This is a genomic window from Arthrobacter sp. 05N428_2, assembly GCF_056397065.1.
In genome coordinates this window covers 1-15,892 of the sequence record NZ_JBFTMR010000029.1, presented here as the reverse complement: position 1 = coordinate 15,892, position 15,892 = coordinate 1, and the positions used below count along the sequence as shown (strand labels likewise).

17 protein-coding genes and 1 pseudogene are annotated in these 15,892 nt (G+C 67.3%); 14 read left to right on the top strand and 4 right to left on the bottom strand.

The features are described from left to right. Window positions 1-189 (top strand): HNH endonuclease (locus AC1DGI_RS17995; protein ID WP_476899804.1); only part of this gene is annotated, 189 nt, incomplete at its 5' end. Window positions 190-242: 53 nt separating this feature from the next. Here the strand turns inward: AC1DGI_RS17995 and AC1DGI_RS17990 are convergent. Continuing rightward, window positions 243-542, bottom strand: coding sequence for a hypothetical protein (locus tag AC1DGI_RS17990; RefSeq protein ID WP_476899803.1), 300 nt, complete (start codon window positions 540-542; stop codon window positions 243-245). 250 nt (window positions 543-792) lie between these two features. Further along, window positions 793-1,248: a GNAT family N-acetyltransferase gene (locus AC1DGI_RS17985; protein WP_476899802.1), complete on the bottom strand. Its 456-nt coding sequence runs from the start codon at window positions 1,246-1,248 to the stop codon at window positions 793-795. Window positions 1,249-1,274: 26 nt separating this feature from the next. Here AC1DGI_RS17985 and AC1DGI_RS17980 point away from each other — a divergent pair, with 26 nt between their 5' ends. Then, the gene (locus AC1DGI_RS17980; RefSeq protein WP_476899801.1) at window positions 1,275-1,844 is read left to right on the top strand and encodes a P-loop NTPase family protein; all 570 of its coding nucleotides are present in this window, start codon (window positions 1,275-1,277) and stop codon (window positions 1,842-1,844) included. A 35-nt stretch (window positions 1,845-1,879) separates the two neighbouring features. Here the strand turns inward: AC1DGI_RS17980 and AC1DGI_RS17975 are convergent, their stop codons facing one another. Both AC1DGI_RS17975 and AC1DGI_RS17970 read right to left on the bottom strand, forming a co-directional pair. Then, entirely contained in the window at window positions 1,880-2,299 is a 420-nt protein-coding gene (locus AC1DGI_RS17975; RefSeq protein WP_441403170.1) for a hypothetical protein, read from the bottom strand. Window positions 2,300-2,385: 86 nt separating this feature from the next. After that, window positions 2,386-3,252: a DUF937 domain-containing protein gene (locus tag AC1DGI_RS17970; protein ID WP_476899800.1), complete on the bottom strand. Its 867-nt coding sequence runs from the start codon at window positions 3,250-3,252 to the stop codon at window positions 2,386-2,388. A gap of 235 nt (window positions 3,253-3,487) precedes the next feature. Between AC1DGI_RS17970 and AC1DGI_RS17965 the strand changes: the two genes are divergently transcribed. The 12 genes and pseudogenes from AC1DGI_RS17965 to AC1DGI_RS17910 all read left to right on the top strand — a co-directional run. Beyond that, on the top strand, window positions 3,488-4,492 hold the full coding sequence (locus AC1DGI_RS17965) for a bifunctional riboflavin kinase/FAD synthetase (protein ID WP_476899799.1): 1,005 nt from the start codon (window positions 3,488-3,490) through the stop codon (window positions 4,490-4,492). Between the two features lie 19 nt (window positions 4,493-4,511). Then, window positions 4,512-5,366 carry a tryptophan 2,3-dioxygenase gene (gene kynA / locus AC1DGI_RS17960; protein WP_441400648.1) on the top strand — a complete coding sequence of 285 codons (855 nt, stop codon included), beginning with the start codon at window positions 4,512-4,514 and terminating at the stop codon, window positions 5,364-5,366. A gap of 2 nt (window positions 5,367-5,368) precedes the next feature. Then, window positions 5,369-6,658: a kynureninase gene (locus AC1DGI_RS17955; RefSeq protein ID WP_476899806.1), complete on the top strand. Its 1,290-nt coding sequence runs from the start codon at window positions 5,369-5,371 to the stop codon at window positions 6,656-6,658. A gap of 190 nt (window positions 6,659-6,848) precedes the next feature. Continuing rightward, the gene (rpsO, locus tag AC1DGI_RS17950) at window positions 6,849-7,118 is read left to right on the top strand and encodes a 30S ribosomal protein S15 (protein ID WP_138769772.1); all 270 of its coding nucleotides are present in this window, start codon (window positions 6,849-6,851) and stop codon (window positions 7,116-7,118) included. Between the two features lie 251 nt (window positions 7,119-7,369). Next, window positions 7,370-9,631: a polyribonucleotide nucleotidyltransferase gene (locus AC1DGI_RS17945; RefSeq protein ID WP_476899805.1), complete on the top strand. Its 2,262-nt coding sequence runs from the start codon at window positions 7,370-7,372 to the stop codon at window positions 9,629-9,631. Between the two features lie 121 nt (window positions 9,632-9,752). Next, window positions 9,753-11,096, top strand: a complete 1,344-nt coding sequence (locus AC1DGI_RS17940; protein ID WP_476899798.1) for a M16 family metallopeptidase — start codon at window positions 9,753-9,755, stop codon at window positions 11,094-11,096. Window positions 11,097-11,214: 118 nt separating this feature from the next. Then, complete coding sequence (locus tag AC1DGI_RS17935; protein ID WP_476899797.1) at window positions 11,215-11,700, top strand: DUF1579 domain-containing protein; 486 nt, start codon at window positions 11,215-11,217, stop codon at window positions 11,698-11,700. A gap of 245 nt (window positions 11,701-11,945) precedes the next feature. After that, window positions 11,946-13,142 carry a substrate-binding domain-containing protein gene (locus AC1DGI_RS17930; protein WP_476899796.1) on the top strand — a complete coding sequence of 399 codons (1,197 nt, stop codon included), beginning with the start codon at window positions 11,946-11,948 and terminating at the stop codon, window positions 13,140-13,142. 65 nt (window positions 13,143-13,207) lie between these two features. Continuing rightward, window positions 13,208-13,972, top strand: coding sequence for an ABC transporter ATP-binding protein (locus tag AC1DGI_RS17925; protein ID WP_476899795.1), 765 nt, complete (start codon window positions 13,208-13,210; stop codon window positions 13,970-13,972). After that, window positions 13,969-14,754, top strand: coding sequence for an ABC transporter ATP-binding protein (locus tag AC1DGI_RS17920; RefSeq protein WP_441403445.1), 786 nt, complete (start codon window positions 13,969-13,971; stop codon window positions 14,752-14,754). The genes AC1DGI_RS17925 and AC1DGI_RS17920 overlap by 4 nt, the downstream gene beginning before the upstream one ends. Further along, window positions 14,751-15,626 carry a branched-chain amino acid ABC transporter permease gene (locus AC1DGI_RS17915; RefSeq protein ID WP_476899794.1) on the top strand — a complete coding sequence of 292 codons (876 nt, stop codon included), beginning with the start codon at window positions 14,751-14,753 and terminating at the stop codon, window positions 15,624-15,626. The genes AC1DGI_RS17920 and AC1DGI_RS17915 overlap by 4 nt, the downstream gene beginning before the upstream one ends. Beyond that, window positions 15,623-15,892, top strand: a pseudogene (locus AC1DGI_RS17910) (hypothetical protein); the annotation flags it as partial. The gene AC1DGI_RS17915 and the pseudogene AC1DGI_RS17910, both read left to right, overlap by 4 nt.

Genomic DNA, 15,892 nt, shown 5'->3' with positions numbered 1-15,892 from the left:
ATCACCTACTGGTCCCGCGGCGGCACCACCTCCGCCGACAACGGAGTCCTGCTCTGCTCCCACCACCACCACCTGATCCACAAGGAACACTGGACCATCCAACCCCGCGCCGGCATCCCCTGGTTCATCCCGCCACCCCACCTCGACCCACGCCAACAACCCAAACGAAACCACTACTTCCGATCATGAAGCGCTGCCAAGTGTCCGGGGTCCGCGATGGGGCTACCGGGGTGCCTCCTTGGTCAGCCGGAACTGAAGGGGAGCGGGGTTCCCGCCGGGAACTGGACGGTGCCTTGGTCTGGCGTCATCGTGAACCATTCACCGTTCTGCTCGGTGAGGAAGATGAGTTTCCGGTCGCCGTCATCCAGGGGGTCTCCGTGGGGGTAGGTCTGTCCGCAGGTCACCGGCATCGACGCGACGCGGACGGGCCCCCGTCCAAGACCGCCCTTGAAAACCTGCTCGACTTCCACCACATGAACGTTGGCCTGGTAACCGTAGCTCCGCGATTCGCCGTCCCGTTTCAGCGGCTTGCCGACGAGCACGGCACCGGCGTGGTCAAAGCGCTGTGCATCGTCTCGAAGGCGACCCAGTCAACGCAGACGTCCGTGCGGACGGCTCCCGGCAAAAGCCCGCATCCGCAAAGCAGCGCGGCGGACAGACCACCCATAATCCCCGCACTCGCCGGCCTGAGCATGTTCAGACCATATCTGCCGTGCGGAAGGAGATCTATGGAAGTCGTCACCTGGAAGGCTACAGAGGCCGAACCGCCAGCGGCCGAACCCGGGCAACAGATCAGCGGAAGAGCGCGAACGCCCGCAATGGTCCCGGGCTGAAATCAGCAGCTTCGGTGAAGCCCAGGGCCTCGTAGAAGGCCCGCTGTCCTGGTTCATTGTCGGTGAGGAGGACGGTCTGCCGGACGTGCCGGTAGCGGGACTGGACGGCTTCCAGTAGCTGCCGCCCCACGCCGGATCCCTGGAAGCGTGGCTCGACGAGGATGTCCTGCAGGTAGCAGATCGTTGCGTCATCGGAAACTGCCCGGGCCAGGCCGATGAGTTGACCATCGGTTTTCCGGGCGGTGACTACGAACGAGGAGTTCCGGATCGCCCGCACGAGCAGATCCGGGTCCCTGGTGTAGGTGGTCCAGCCGACGGATTGATACAGCTCCAAGGCCTCTACGGCCGAGACAACGTTGCCGGAAAGGCCGGCGTCAGACCCGCTTGCTGCGGCAGAGATGGTGAAGTCCGGCATCGGACCAGTGTGGCATGCTGATGTGCGTGCACCCCCGGAACCCGACCACTGCCCCCTCACGGGTCCTCTTCTATGGCGTCACCGGAAGCGGCAAATCCTCCGCGGCCCGCGCCTATGCGGACCGCACGGGGCTGCCCGAATTCTCCGCCGACGACGACGTCGGCTGGCTTCCGGGGTGGCGGCAACCGAGCACCGACGAGCAGCGGGAACTGGCAGCGCGTATCGCGGCCCAGGATCAGTGGGTCCTCGACAGTGCCTATGGAGTGTGGCGTGACCTCATCGTCCCCCGAGCGGAATTGATCGTGGGACTGGACTATCCGCGGTGGCTTTCGCTGCGCAGGCTGATCCGCCGCTCGGTCCGCCGGGTCATCGCCCGGGAAGAAGTCTGCAACGGCAACCAGGAATCCTTCAAACGACTCTTCGCGCGCGACTCGATCATTGGCTGGCATTTTCGCTCCTTCAGCCGTAAGCGGCAGGTCATGCGCTCACTGCGAAACGCCCCAGGCAACGCCGAGGTCCTGCTCTTCCGCCATCCCCGCGAACTCGAATCGTGGCTCCAGCGGCTCTCGGATGCGGGGCCCCAGCCCGGCCGGTAGTCCGGCACAGCGCGCACCGGCGGTCCACGCCGGCCTTAGCGGATCGGCTCGCCCTTAGCGTCTACCCGGAAGTCCGCAATTACTCGGTCCGTGGCTGTGTCGATAATGACGACGGAGTGTTCCGGCCACGCAGTGTCCGGCGTGACGGTGTATCTCACGTCCGAGAGCTTGGTGGGCCGGCCCGCATCGTTGATCCTGCGGTTGAAGGCGTCCACCACCTGGTTCGTCTCGGTGTTGACGGCAACAGTTTCCTGCGGAAGCGCCGCGGTGGCCCCGGAGGCCGGCGTGGCGTTCCACCAGCCTTCGTACCCGCCGACGTGGCCGTCGAGCCGGGACGTTGTGGACTGCCCGGATCGCTCCGGTTGCACGCTGGCGGCGGACTGGACCCCGCAGGCGCTCAGCGCACCAACCGATACAAGGGCCAGCACGACGGCGGCCAAGAGCCTGTTCTTCAAAGTGTCCCCCAACAATGAGTCGAATTACCGCCGACTCTAGCAGTGCCGCGGGCCCACCTCCCGGTGTTCCAGCCGTTCGGACCCCTCTATTTCTTCCCGAAAAGACCGCCTAACAAACCGCCGAGGCCGCCCTCGTTCTTCCGCGTGTCCTCCTGTTCGTCCTGCGGCGCGTCCGCCTGCTGCTGGCCGGGGAGGTCGACGTCGATCAACTCGCCGGGGCGGGGGCCGCCGTCGTCCGGCTGCTCTGGCCCTGCTGCCTGGGGCTGCAGCCCTGGCTCCTCGGCATTGCCGGGGAAATTACCGGCGGGACTGCCAGGGTCCGGGGCGGCGGTGCCGCTTGCCGTGCGCTGCTGCCCGCCGCCCGCGCCCCCGCCGAGAAGCCCGCCAAGGATGCCGCCCAGACCACCCAAGCCGCCGGCGCCGCCCGCACCGCCGCCGAGAATCCCGCCGAGGATGGCGCCCAGATCAATTCCGCCGCCCCCGGACTGTGTGCCGGACTGCCCTCCGCCGATACCGCCGCCGATACCGCCGCCCGATTGGCCGCGTCCGCCCAAAACCTTGTTGGCAAGGTAGGACATGACGATCGGTGCCAGCATCGGAAGTAGCTTGCGGACCAGGTCGCCGCCCACCCCGCCGAGTTGCGTCGTGCCCGCCAGTTGCTGGGCCACCTGGTCCTGCTGGCCGCCGAATACGTGGTTCACGATCTTCTCGCCGTCGGCCGTGTCCACCTGGGCCGCGTCCACGCCGCCGTCGAGCAACCCGTTCCGGTGCTGGCCGAGCGCGGACTCCAAGGAAGCCGCGCCGTCGGGCGCCTGGGCGTTGTTGTGCAGCCCCGCGAGAAGCGTGGGCACGGCAGCCTCCACCGCCGTCTGGGCCGTCTGCCGGTCCGTCCCGAGCATGTCGGCGATCTGGTCGACCGGGATCTGCCCGAGGATGTCCTGGAGTTCAGTCATGTTCTTCTCCTTCAGCCGCGGGCAGCCCGCGGGCATTCTTGGCGGCGGCGGCCGCGTCGCCGTCGCAGGACTCGTGCCCTTGCATCGTAGACCCGGGGCTGACGAGCCGGAAGGGTCCGCCGAGGGGTCGGCCGGCGTCCGTGAACCGGGATGATTGCGGGTAATCTTAGAGAGTTCCGGAGCCGGCCCGACCACTCCGGAGGAGTTCATTGCAGGCAGCAAAAAGGCGAGGTAGATGGTCCACATCTGGAACGATTTGTCCGAGGTCCCGGCTGGCTTCGGCCCGTCCGTGGTCACAATCGGCAACTTCGACGGCGTGCACCGCGGCCACCAACAGGTGCTCTCGCAGCTCATCCGCACCGCGCGCCTGAACCAGGCGCGCGCCGTCGCGATCACCTTCGATCCGCACCCGGCGCAAGTTCACCGCCCCGAATCCGCCCCCGAGCTGATCATGGGTCTGGAGGACAAGCTCGCTGCCCTCGGCGAACTGGGCCTGGACGCCATCCTGGTGATGAAGTACTCGCTCGAACTGGCCAGCCTCACGCCGGAGGAGTTTGTTTCCTCCGTGCTCGTCGACGCGCTCAAGGCCAGCCACGTGGTGATCGGCCACGACACCCGCTTCGGGCGCGGCAACTCGGGGGATTTGGACACGATGAAGGAGCTGGGGGCGAAGCTCGGCTTCGAGGTTCAGGTCATCAGTGAGTTTGGTTCCGAAGGCTACCCGGTGCACCGCAGCGAGGGCACCGACCACGACGGCGGCTCGAGCGACCGCCGGTGTTCTTCGTCCTGGGTGCGGGAAGCGCTGCGTCAGGGCGACGTCGCCACCGCAGCCGCCGTCCTGGGACGGCCGCACCGGATGCGCGGCGAGGTGGTCCACGGCGCCGCCCGCGGCCGCGACCTTGGTTTCCCTACTGCCAACCTTTCCGCCGCCGCCAGCGGCTACGTCCCGGCGGACGGCATTTACGCCGGCTGGCTCGTGGACCAGGCTGGCACCCGCTGGCCCGCGGCCATTTCCGTCGGCTCCAACCCGACCTTCGACGGCGTCAGCCGGCAGGTCGAGGCCCACGTGATCGACCGCCCGGACGAGGCCGTCGAAGACTTCGACCTTTACGGCCAGAGCGTGGTGGTCGAGTTCGTGGCCCGGTTGCGCGGCATGGTCGCGTACCGTGGCCCGGAGGCCCTCGTCGAGCAGATGCGCCTGGACGTCGTCCAGGCCCACGGCCTACTGTTCGCCCGCTAGCCCCAGGAAGGCAAGAGACGTGACGATCGAGAAGAACACGCGCGAGCTGGACCAGGACATTGTCCGCGATTTCAGCTCGCGGATGAGCTACGCCTCGTATCTGCAGTTGCCGACGCTGCTCAGCGCCCAGCAGCCCGTCAGCACGCCGGAACACCACGACGAACTGCTGTTCATCGTCCAGCACCAGACCACGGAACTGTGGCTCAAGCTGATGCTGCATGAGCTCCGCAGCGCGGCCGCCTGGCTCCGCACCGACGATCTTGGCTCCGCGCTCAAGGCCATCGCCCGGGTCAAGCACATCCAGAAGACCCTCACCGAGCAATGGTCGGTCCTCGCCACGCTGACCCCCACCGAGTACTCCCAGTTCCGCGGGTTCCTCGGCAACTCGTCCGGATTCCAGTCCAGCCAATACCGGGCCGTGGAATTCCTGCTCGGCAACAAGAACCGCAAGATGCTGCCCGTGTTCGAATCGGACCCCGAAGCCCACTCGATGCTGCTGGAACTGCTCGAAGCGCCAAGCATCTACGACGATTTCCTCGCCTACCTCAAGCGCCAGGGCTTCGCGGTTCCGGAGGAGCTGCTCAACCGTGACGTCCGCCAGGCGCATGTGTTCTGCCCGGACCTGGTCCCGGTGTTCAAGGAGATCTACGAGAACGCGGCGAGCAACTGGGGCGCGTACGAGGCCTGCGAGGAGCTCGTGGACCTGGAGGACAACTTCCAGCTCTGGCGCTTCCGGCACCTGCGCACTGTGCAGCGCACCATCGGCATGAAGGGCGGGACCGGCGGATCCAGCGGCGCAGCCTTCCTACAGAAAGCCCTCGAGCTGACCTTCTTCCCCGAGCTGTTCGCGGTCCGCACGGAGATCGGGCAGTGAGCATCGAGCAAGCGGCTGGGCAGACGACGGCAGTGCCAGCGGCACCGGCGACCAGCGACACTCTGTGGGAGCGCGCCGTCGATCTCGACGCCGCGGACCCGCTCGCCGCCTACCGCGACCATTTCATCGGAACAGAAACAGAGCTGTCCTACCTGGACGGCAACTCGCTCGGACGCCCGCTGAAGCGGACCGCCACCGACGTCGCCGCGTTCATCCAGGACAGCTGGGGCGGCCGCCTGATCCGCGGCTGGGACGAGGAATGGCTGGAACTTCCGCAGGTAATCGGCGACCAGCTGGGCCGGGCCGTGCTCGGCGCAGCCCCGGGGCAGACCATCATCGCGGACTCCACCACTGTGGCGCTCTACAAACTGATCCGCGCCGCGCTGGCCGCCGTCACGGATCCGGGCCGCACCGAGATCGTGCTGGACACCGACAATTTCCCCACCGACCGCTACCTGGTCGAGGGCATCGCCCGCGAAGAAGGCCTCACGCTGCGTTGGATCGACGCCGACCCGGCTGCCGGCGTGACCGTGGACCAGGTGCGCGCCGCCACCGGCCCTGCCACCGCCGTCGTCGTTTTGAGCCAGATCGCCTACCGCTCCGGATTCCTCGCCGATCTGCCGGGCATCACCGCCGCCGTGCACGATGCAGGTGCCCTGGTGGTGTGGGACCTCTGCCACTCCGCCGGTTCGGTGGAGATCGGCTTGGACGCAGCCGGCGTCGACTTCGCCGCCGGCTGCACCTACAAGTACCTGAACGGGGGACCGGGCTCGCCAGCGTTCGCATACGTCAATGCCCGGCACCTGCCCGGTTTGCAGCAGCCGATCTGGGGCTGGATGGGGCGCAAGGACGCCTTTGAAATGGGCCCCGGCTACGAGGCCGCCGCGGGCATCCGGGGTTTCCTCAGCGGCACCCCGGCCGTCTTCGGCATGCTCGCCATGCGCGGCACGTTGGACCTGCTCGAGGAAATCGGCATGGCCGCCGTCCGGGAGAAGTCCAGGCTGCTGACAGCGTTCGCCGTCGAACTTCATGACGCATGGCTGGAACCGTCCGGGGTGCGGCTCGGGACCCCGCGGGACCCGGAGTTGCGCGGCAGCCACATCACTGTTGACCACCCGGCGTTCCGCGAAATGACGGCGGCGCTGTGGGAACAGGACGTGATCCCGGACTTCCGTGCGCCGCAGGGCATCCGAGTGGGGCTTTCACCGTTGAGCACCTCGTTCACCGAGCTGTACCGGGGTGTCGCGGCGATCCGCGGGCTGCTGCCCGGCCCTGTGGCCGGCACTGCCTAACGGCGGCTGCCGCCCGCGGTTTAGACACTTCGACGGCGTGCCAGTAAACTAAAGGTTGGATCTGGCTGCAGTCCGTGGCGGCTGGCTCTTGTTGTGTAACGAAGACCCTCCGTTTGGCGGGGATTCTGGCACGGCACCCCCGGCAGTGAATTACTGACTCGGGCCTCACGGCACATCTCTAGGAGTTATCGTGGCACTTGAAGCCGCTGTAAAGCAGTCCATCATGAAGGATTTCGCAACGTCCGAGGGCGACACCGGTTCGCCGGAGGTCCAGGTTGCGGTCCTGACCCAGCGGATCAAGGATCTGACGGAGCACATGAAGGAGCACAAGCACGATTACCACACCCAGCGCGGTCTGCTGGCCATGGTTGGTCGCCGCAAGCGCATGCTCACCTACCTCAAGAACACTGACATCAACCGCTACCGTGCGCTCATCGAGCGCCTCGGCCTGCGCCGCTAGTCAGCTTTAGGGGGCGGCCCTTTCCCTCGGGAAGGGCCGCCTTCTGCAAATTCTTCAAAAAAACTCAACAGGAGGATCAACCGCATCGCGCATTCGCGGTCCTCGGTAGTGATCTCCGGGAACGGCTTCAAGGATTGAAGCCTTGGCCCGTGGGTCTCGATCGATGACCGGGTGTAGTGCAGGCCAGTCGACAGATGCTGACCTGGGTTGATGCGGCTGGGCTCCGTCAACAAGAAACGGAGGTGACTCTCTTGGAGGGTCCCGAAATCCAGTTCTCAGAAGCCGTCATTGACAATGGCCGCTTCGGCAAGCGGGTTATCCGCTTTGAAACCGGCCGTCTTGCCAAGCAGGCAGCCGGCGCAGCCATGGTCTACATCGACGAAGAGACCGCGCTGCTTTCCGCCACCACGGCCGGCAAGCACCCCCGCGAAGGCTTCGACTTCTTCCCGCTGACCGTCGACGTCGAAGAGCGCATGTACGCCGCCGGCCGCATCCCGGGCTCGTTCTTCCGCCGCGAAGGCCGCCCCTCGACCGAGGCGATCCTGGCCTGCCGCCTGATGGACCGCCCGCTGCGCCCCGCGTTCGTCAAGGGCCTGCGCAACGAGGTCCAGATCGTGGTCACCGTGCTCTCCATCAACCCGGACGAGCTCTACGACGTCGTCGCGATCAACGCGTCCTCGATGTCCACCCAGCTTTCCGGCCTGCCCTTCTCCGGCCCGATCGGCGGCGTCCGCGTTGCCCTCGTCGCCGACGAGCACGGCTCGCAGTGGGTTGCGTTCCCGAAGCACTCGCAGCTTGAGAACGCCGTCTTCAACATGGTCGTCGCCGGCCGCGTTGCCGGCGGCGCCGAAGGCGATGACATCGCCATCATGATGGTTGAAGCCGAAGCGACCGACAACTCCTGGAACCTCATCAAGGAACAGGGCGCCACCGCCCCGACCGAAGAGGTTGTCTCCGAGGGCCTCGAGGCCGCCAAGCCGTTCATCAAGGCCCTCTGCGAAGCCCAGGCCGACCTGGCTGCCCGCGCCGCCAAGCCGACCGTCGAGTTCCCGGTGTTCCTGGACTACGAGGACGACGTCTTCGCCGCCGTCGAGTCCGCCGCCGCGCAGAAGCTGACCGCCGTCTTCCAGATCGCGGACAAGCAGGAGCGCGACACCGCCTCCGACGCGCTCAAGGACGAGGTCACCTCCTCGCTCGCCGGCCAGTTCGAGGGCCGCGAAAAGGAACTGTCGGCAGCGTTCCGCTCGGTCACCAAGCAGGTCGTGCGCCAGCGTATCCTCAAGGACCAGGTCCGCATCGACGGCCGTGGCCTGACGGACATCCGCCAGCTCACCGCCGAGGTTGAGGTCCTGCCCCGCGTCCACGGCTCGGCCATCTTCGAACGCGGCGAGACCCAGATCCTGGGTGTCACCACGCTGAACATGCTCAAGATGGAACAGCAGATCGACTCGCTGTCTCCCGTGACGCGCAAGCGCTACATGCACAACTACAACTTCCCGCCGTACTCCACCGGTGAGACCGGCCGTGTCGGTTCGCCGAAGCGGCGCGAAATCGGCCACGGTGCCCTCGCCGAGCGCGCCATCATGCCGGTGCTGCCGTCCCGCGAAGAGTTCCCCTACGCGATCCGCCAGGTGTCTGAAGCCCTCAGCTCCAACGGTTCGACGTCGATGGGTTCGGTCTGTGCCTCCACGCTGTCCCTGCTCAACGCAGGCGTGCCGCTGAAGGCTCCCGTTGCCGGTATCGCCATGGGCCTGGTCTCCGACCAGGTTGACGGCCAGACCCGCTACGCCGCGCTGACCGACATCCTGGGCGCCGAAGATGCCTTCGGCGACATGGACTTCAAGGTTGCCGGTACCTCCGAGTTCGTCACGGCCATCCAGCTGGACACCAAGCTCGACGGCATCCCGGCGTCGGTCCTGGCCGCCGCCCTGAAGCAGGCCCGCGAAGCACGCCTGCACATCCTGGACGTGCTGAACTCCGCGATCGACACCCCGGACGAGCTCTCCGAGTTCGCGCCGCGCGTCATCGCGGTCAAGATCCCGGTAGACAAGATCGGCGAGGTCATCGGCCCGAAGGGCAAGATGATCAACCAGATCCAGGAAGACACCGGAGCCGACATCTCGATCGAGGACGACGGCACCGTCTACATTGGCGCCACGAACGGCCCGTCTGCCGACGCAGCACGGTCCGCGATTAACGCCATCGCCAACCCGCAGATCCCGGAAATCGGCGAACGCTACCTGGGTACGGTCGTCAAGACCACCACCTTCGGTGCCTTCGTGTCCCTGACTCCGGGCAAGGACGGTCTGTTGCACATCTCCGAGCTGCGCAAGATCGCCGGCGGCAAGCGCGTGGACAACGTTGAGGACGTCGTCTCCGTCGGCCAGAAGATCCAGGTGGAAATCACCAAGATCGACGACCGCGGAAAGCTCTCCCTCTCGCCCGTTGTGGCCGACGAGGCAGGGTCCGCTGAAGCGGACAACGCCGAGGTCTCGATGGAGTCCGCAGAGTAGTCTTTCCTGACTCAAGCAGCGGGGCCGGTGGATTCGTCCACCGGCCCCGCTGCCGTTAAAGGGCAGGTAGGATTGCAGGCAGATTTGGCACATTTTTGTGACTGTTTATGGAAAGGCCTTAATGACTGTCGTCCCCCTGCCGCTTGAGCAGAACCAGCACGCTGACACCCTCATCCACGGAGCCGACGGCGGCTCGGAGGTGCGGCGCTCGGTGCTGCCCGGCGGTGTCCGGGTGCTGACCGAGGCCATGCCCGGGCAGCGTTCAGCGACCATCGGCTTCTGGGTCGGGGTCGGCTCGCGCGACGAGGCCCCCGGCCAGCACGGTTCCACCCATTTCCTGGAGCACCTGCTGTTCAAGGGCACCAAACGGCGCACGGCACTGGAAATCGCCTCCGCCTTCGACGAGGTCGGCGGCGAATCGAACGCCGCCACGGCCAAGGAAAGCACCTGCTACTTCGCCCGGGTGCTGGACACGGACCTGCCGATGGCGATCGACGTGATCGCTGACATGATCACCGGCGCCGTGCTGGACCCGCAGGAAATGGAGCAGGAACGCGACGTCATCCTGGAGGAAATCGCCATGGACAGCGATGACCCGACCGACGTCGCCCACGAACACTTCGTCGCGGCCGTCCTCGGCACCCATCCGCTGGGACGCCCGATCGGCGGCACCCCGGACGCGATCCGCGCGGTGGCCCGCGATTCGGTCTGGGACCACTACCGCCGCTACTACCGCCCGGACGAGCTTGTCATCACCGCCGCCGGGGGACTGGACCACGACGTCGTCTGCGGGCTCGTGGTGGGCGCCCTGGACGCCGCCGGCTGGGACCTGGAGCACGACGCCGCCCCGGTCCAGCGCCGTTCGACCGAACGTGCGGCCATCACCGGCACGGCCGGCCTGCACGTGGTCAAGCGCCCGGTGGAGCAGGCCAACATCATCATGGGCTGCCCCACGATTGTCGCCACCGACGACCGCCGCTTCGTGATGAGCGTGCTGAACGCCGTCCTCGGCGGCGGCATGTCATCCCGGCTGTTCCAGGAGGTCCGCGAGAAGCGCGGCCTCGTCTACTCGACCTACTCCTTCGCCTCCTCCTACGCGGACGCCGGCTACTTCGGCATGTACGCGGGCTGCACGCCGTCCAAGGTCCGCCAGGTCCTCGACCTGCTCGGCGCCGAGCTGGACAAGCTGGCCGAGGGCGGCATCTCCGAGGAGGAACTGCGCAAAGCCGTAGGGCAGCTCAGCGGCGGGATCGTCCTGGCTCTGGAAGACACCGGTTCGCGGATGTCCCGGCTGGGCAGGGCAGAGCTGGTCTCCGGCGAGTACCAGGACATCGACGAGACGCTGCGGCAGATCAAGGCTGTTACCACCGCCGATGTCCAGGAGCTGGCGCGCGAACTTGCGGCCGCCCCGCGCACCGTCACTGTGGTGGGTCCTTTCGAGGAAACCGAGACCTTCGGCCTCTGACCCGGAGCTGCCGGCGGCCCTTGGGCAAGAGCATCCGGCGGGGCCGAAGCTTTACAGCCGCGCGGTCCGGGCGTGATGATGGTGGCGGGGCCACACGGGAGGGCCCCTCGGAGGAAGCATGGACCGACCGCTGCCCGGCAGCGCGCACGAAGCACTCGAAGGGTTCCTCGGACACTGGAGCGGCACCACGCAGTGGGAAGCCACCGCCTGGGGTCCGGCCCGGACCGCCGCGGCTGAAGTCGTCTTCGCCCGTGCCGCGGCCGGCCTTGCCGTGACCATGAGCTACCGCCACCTCGACGCCGACGGCTCCAAGACCGAGGGCGTCGGCGTCTTCACCATGGACCGGGCCCATCCCGACACGCTCTGGTACCACGTCAACAGCATGGGCCTGCCCCCGGAAGCGCCGGCCCGGGCGAGCTGGCACGACGGCACCCTGACCATCGAGCGGCGCAGCGACCGCGGCGCGGCCCGCCACACCCTCCGGGTCGAGGGCGGCAGGCTGACCCACGCGGCCGGGCTGCGGCTCGGCAGTGCTCTCGAGTTCAGCCCGTTCATGACCACCGTCTGTCGCCGGGTCCCCGAGACCGCGGCCGTCCCCGCCTGACGCTCCCGCTCCCGCTCCCGCTCCCGCTCTTGATCTGAGGGACGGTCGGGTCGTGTCCCTCTTGATCTGAGGGAGGGTTGAGCGGTACCGCAACGGTAAACGTTGCCATTTCGTTGCAAAGCTCCCCTTGAATTCCGTTGACACGCTGTGAGCTGCATCATAGATTTGCGGTAATCTGAATCACCTTTCAGGTTCTACTCAGATCTCGTGCCCAGACTCCGCAGATTCTCAACGAAAGGCATCCCGTGAAGGATACAAAGAAGTTCCTGATGGCCGCCGTGATGGCCACCGGGCTCGCCCTCAGCGCGTGCGCGCCCACGGCCGGCTCCGCTGCGCCTGCCTCCGGGGGCGCCTCGAAGGCAGCCGTACCGGTCAACGTCGGCATCATCTACTCCAAGACCGGACCGCTGGCAGCCTACGGCGCCACCTACTACGAGGGCCTCCAGGCCGGCATCGACTACGCCACCGGCGGCACCGGCGAAGTGAACGGGGCCAAAATCAACCTGACCTACGCCGACGACGGCGGCGACCCGGACAAGGCCGTCACCGCGGCCAAGGACCTGATCGGCAAAGGCTACAAGGTGATCGGCGGCACGGTCGTTTCCGGCATCGCCCTGAAACTGGCGGAGCAGGCCCAGCAGAACAAGGTCCTCTACATTTCCGGCCCCGCCGCGACCGACGCGATCCAGGGCATCAACAAGTACACCTTCCGCTCCGGCCGGCAGAGCCTCCAGGATGTCGCCACCGCCGGCAGCTTCATCGACACCAAGGGCAAGAAGGTGGTGGTCTTCGCGCAGGACAACGCCTTCGGCCAAGGCAACGTCGCCGCGGTCAAGGCCGTCCTCGGCGCGAAGGGCGCCACCGTGGAGTCCGTTCTCGTCCCGGAAGGCCAGGAGCTCACGCCCTTCGCCCGCCAGCTCATTGAGGCCAAGCCGGACATGGTTTTCGTGGCCTGGGCCGGGGCAACGTCCGGGACCATGTGGCAGGCGCTGAGCCAGCAGGGGGCCTTCGCAGCGGCCCCGATCGTCACCGGACTGGGTGACGCTTCCACCTTCGGCGCCTACGGCGAGGCAACCAGCAAGATCAGCTTCCTCAACCACTACTTCCCGGGCGCCTCGGGCACCGACGTCGAGAAGAAGATGATCGCCGACGTCGAGAAGGCCGGCAAGAAGGCAGACCTGTTCACCCCCGACGGCTTCGTCGCCGGCCAGATGATCGTCCAGGCCATCAAGGGCGGCGGAAACGACGCCGACGCCATGGTCAAGGCGCTCGAAGGCTTCAGCTTCGACGGACCCAAGGGCAAGGAAACCGTCCGCGCCTCCGACCACGCCCTGATCCAGGACATGTACCAGGTCAAGCTCACCCAGAAGGGCGGCACCTGGGCTCCCGAACTCGTCAAGGTGGTTGCGGGCGACACCGTCGCCCCGCCGGAAAAGAAGTAGCCGCCGGCGCCCCAGCGCCAGGCACGCTTCAGCCCAGACCAGCCAGCGAGAAACGAAGGATCCGAATGAATAACCCAGTCCTGCCTGCCCTTGCGGTGGACGGTCTTGGTCTGCAGATCGGCGGTGCCCGCATCCTCCAGGATGTGGGCTTCGCGGTCGGCGCCGGCGAAATGATCGGCGTGATCGGCCCCAACGGGGCCGGCAAGACCACCTTGTTCAACCTGATTTCCGGCGTGATGCGGCCCAGCGCGGGCAGCATCACGCTGAACGGCAGGGACATCACGGCCGCGCCCATCCACCGCCGGGCCCGGGCAGGGCTGGGCCGGACCTTCCAAACCTCCAACCTGTTTCCCCGGCTCAGCGTGCTGGAAAATGTCCGGCTCGCCGCCCAGGTGAAACTCGGCAGCAACTTCAGCATCCTGCGTTTCCCCTCCGCCTCGGACGAGGCCACCCGGATCGCCCGCGGCACCATCGCCGAGGTCGGGCTCACCGGCAAGCTCACGACGGCGGCGGGCGACCTCTCGCACGGCGAAAAGCGCAAGGTGGAGATCGCCGTGCTGCTGGCGACAGATCCCGCCGTCGTACTGCTCGACGAACCGATGGCCGGGGTGGCGTCGGGGGACGTCCCGTCCCTCAGCGCGATCATCCGGAGCATGCACCGGGACCGCGGCTGCACGGTGATGATGGTGGAGCACCACATGGACGTCGTCCTGGGCCTGGTGGACCGGGTGGCCGTGATGCACCACGGCAGCCTGCTGGCCCTGGACAGCCCCGACGCCGTCATGGCCGACCCCACCGTGCAAAGCGCCTACCTCGGAGAACCTGTATGAGCACCGCAGCTGACCACCGGGGCACCGAAGCCCCGCCCATCCTGAGGCTCGAGGGCCTGTCTGCCTCGATCGCCGGCCAGCAGGTGGTGGAGAACGTCTCCTTCACCGTCCCCGCCACCGGGATCACCGCGCTGCTGGGCCGTAACGGCGTCGGCAAGACCAGCACCCTCAAGGCGATCATCGGCCTGATCGACCGCAGCGGTGCCGTGGAACTCGATGGCGAGCGGATCGAAAAGGAGGCGACCTTCAAGATCATCCGCAGCGGGGTCGGCTACGTCCCCGAAGACCGTGAGGTCTTTGCCAAACTCACCGTCGCGGAGAACCTCAAGCTGGCAGAACGCGACGCCGCCCCACGCCGGCAACTGGTCGAGGAACTCTTCCCGGACCTGTTGGCCCGGTCCGCGCAGATGGCCGGCACGCTCTCCGGCGGCCAGCAACAGATGGTCTCGCTGGCCCGCGCCCTGCTGAACACCAACAAAATCCTGCTGGTGGACGAGCCCACCAAGGGGCTCGCGCCCAAGATCGTCGGCGAGGTGGCGGAGACCCTGGCCGAGGCGGCCCGGACCGTGCCGATCCTGCTTGTCGAACAGAACCTGCACGTCGTCCGCCAGCTCGCCGAGGGCGCCGTCGTGCTCTCCGGAGGCCGGGTGGTCCACACCGGGCGCGCCCTCGATTTCCTCGACGACGCCGACCTGATCCAGCGGCATCTGGGCGTGTCTGCCGACGCCGCCCCGGCCGCCAGCACTGCCGGGACACCCGTCGAGAAAGGCGCCGCCCTGTGAGCACCGTTGTCCTGCTGCTGTTCACCGGCTTCGGCCTCGGTGCCCTGTATTTCCTGGTGGCCGCCGGACTGTCCCTGATCTACGGGCTGATGGGAGTACTGAACTTCGCGCACGGCGCGTTCCTGACCTTGGGCGCCTTTACCGGCTGGGAAATCGCCCGCCGCGCCGGCTCCGATAACTGGGGAACGTTCCTGCTGTCCCTCGTAATCGGGGCCGCAGCGGGCGCCGCCTTCGCCGCCTTCACCGAGTTCGTCCTGATCCGCCGGCTCTACCAGCGGCACATCGAGCAGGTGCTCGTCACCGTGGGACTCTCGCTCGCCGCGGTGGCGCTCTTCGACGGCATCTGGGGCACCGACCCGGTTTTCATCAAAAGCCCGGCCTGGTTCAAGGACACCACCGAAATCCTTGGCGCCCGGATCCCCAACGACCGGTTCGTCTGCATCGTCGCGGCCGTCGTGGTGCTGCTCGCCATGGTGTTCTTCCTGAAGAAGACCCGCTACGGCATGATCATCCGCGCCGGCGTGGAGAACCGTTCCATGGTCACGGCCCTGGGGATCGACGTCCGCAAGGCCTTCACCCTCGTCTTCACCATCGGCGGGGCCGCGGCCGGCCTCGGCGGAGTTCTCGCCTCGCACTACTTCGGCTACGTATCGCCGATGCTGGGCGGTTCCCTGCTGATCTTCGCCTTCATCGTTACGGTGATCGGCGGGCTCGGCTCGCTGACCGGCGCCGCCATCGCCGCCGTCGCCGTCGCCGTCCTGCAGCAGTTCGCCAACTTCTACCTCGGCGGCACCGGCGACTTCGTCGTGGTGCTGGCGCTGGCGCTCGTGCTGCTGTTCCGTCCCACCGGCCTGCTCGGGAGAACCTCATGACCACCGACACCGATACCTCCAGCACCGACGACACGGCCAGCGCAGGCCAGTCCGCCGCGCGGGGCGGCACCGGCCGCCGGCCCGGGAAAACCACCCCCGGGTACAACGACGCCGGGGGAGCGCCGGGCGCCACGCCCCGCGGCGGCCGCCTCCGCCCGACCGGCCGGCGGCTCGCGGCGTGGGCCGCCGGCCTGGCGGGGCTGCTGCTCCTGGACCAGCTCCCGTTGCTGAACCTCTCGCTGCCCGGCGTGCTGCCCGGCCCGAGC

What these genes read in the sequence shown, in the direction of transcription:
- AC1DGI_RS17985 (WP_476899802.1), bottom strand. Translation starts at nt 1,248, where the DNA reads ATGCCGGACTTCACCATCTCTGCCGCAGCAAGCGGGTCTGACGCCGGC.
- AC1DGI_RS17970 (WP_476899800.1), bottom strand. Translation starts at nt 3,252, where the DNA reads ATGACTGAACTCCAGGACATCCTCGGGCAGATCCCGGTCGACCAGATC.
- AC1DGI_RS17965 (WP_476899799.1), top strand. Translation starts at nt 3,488, where the DNA reads ATGGTCCACATCTGGAACGATTTGTCCGAGGTCCCGGCTGGCTTCGGC.
- AC1DGI_RS17940 (WP_476899798.1), top strand. Translation starts at nt 9,753, where the DNA reads ATGACTGTCGTCCCCCTGCCGCTTGAGCAGAACCAGCACGCTGACACC.
- AC1DGI_RS17935 (WP_476899797.1), top strand. Translation starts at nt 11,215, where the DNA reads ATGGACCGACCGCTGCCCGGCAGCGCGCACGAAGCACTCGAAGGGTTC.
- AC1DGI_RS17925 (WP_476899795.1), top strand. Translation starts at nt 13,208, where the DNA reads ATGAATAACCCAGTCCTGCCTGCCCTTGCGGTGGACGGTCTTGGTCTG.
- AC1DGI_RS17920 (WP_441403445.1), top strand. Translation starts at nt 13,969, where the DNA reads ATGAGCACCGCAGCTGACCACCGGGGCACCGAAGCCCCGCCCATCCTG.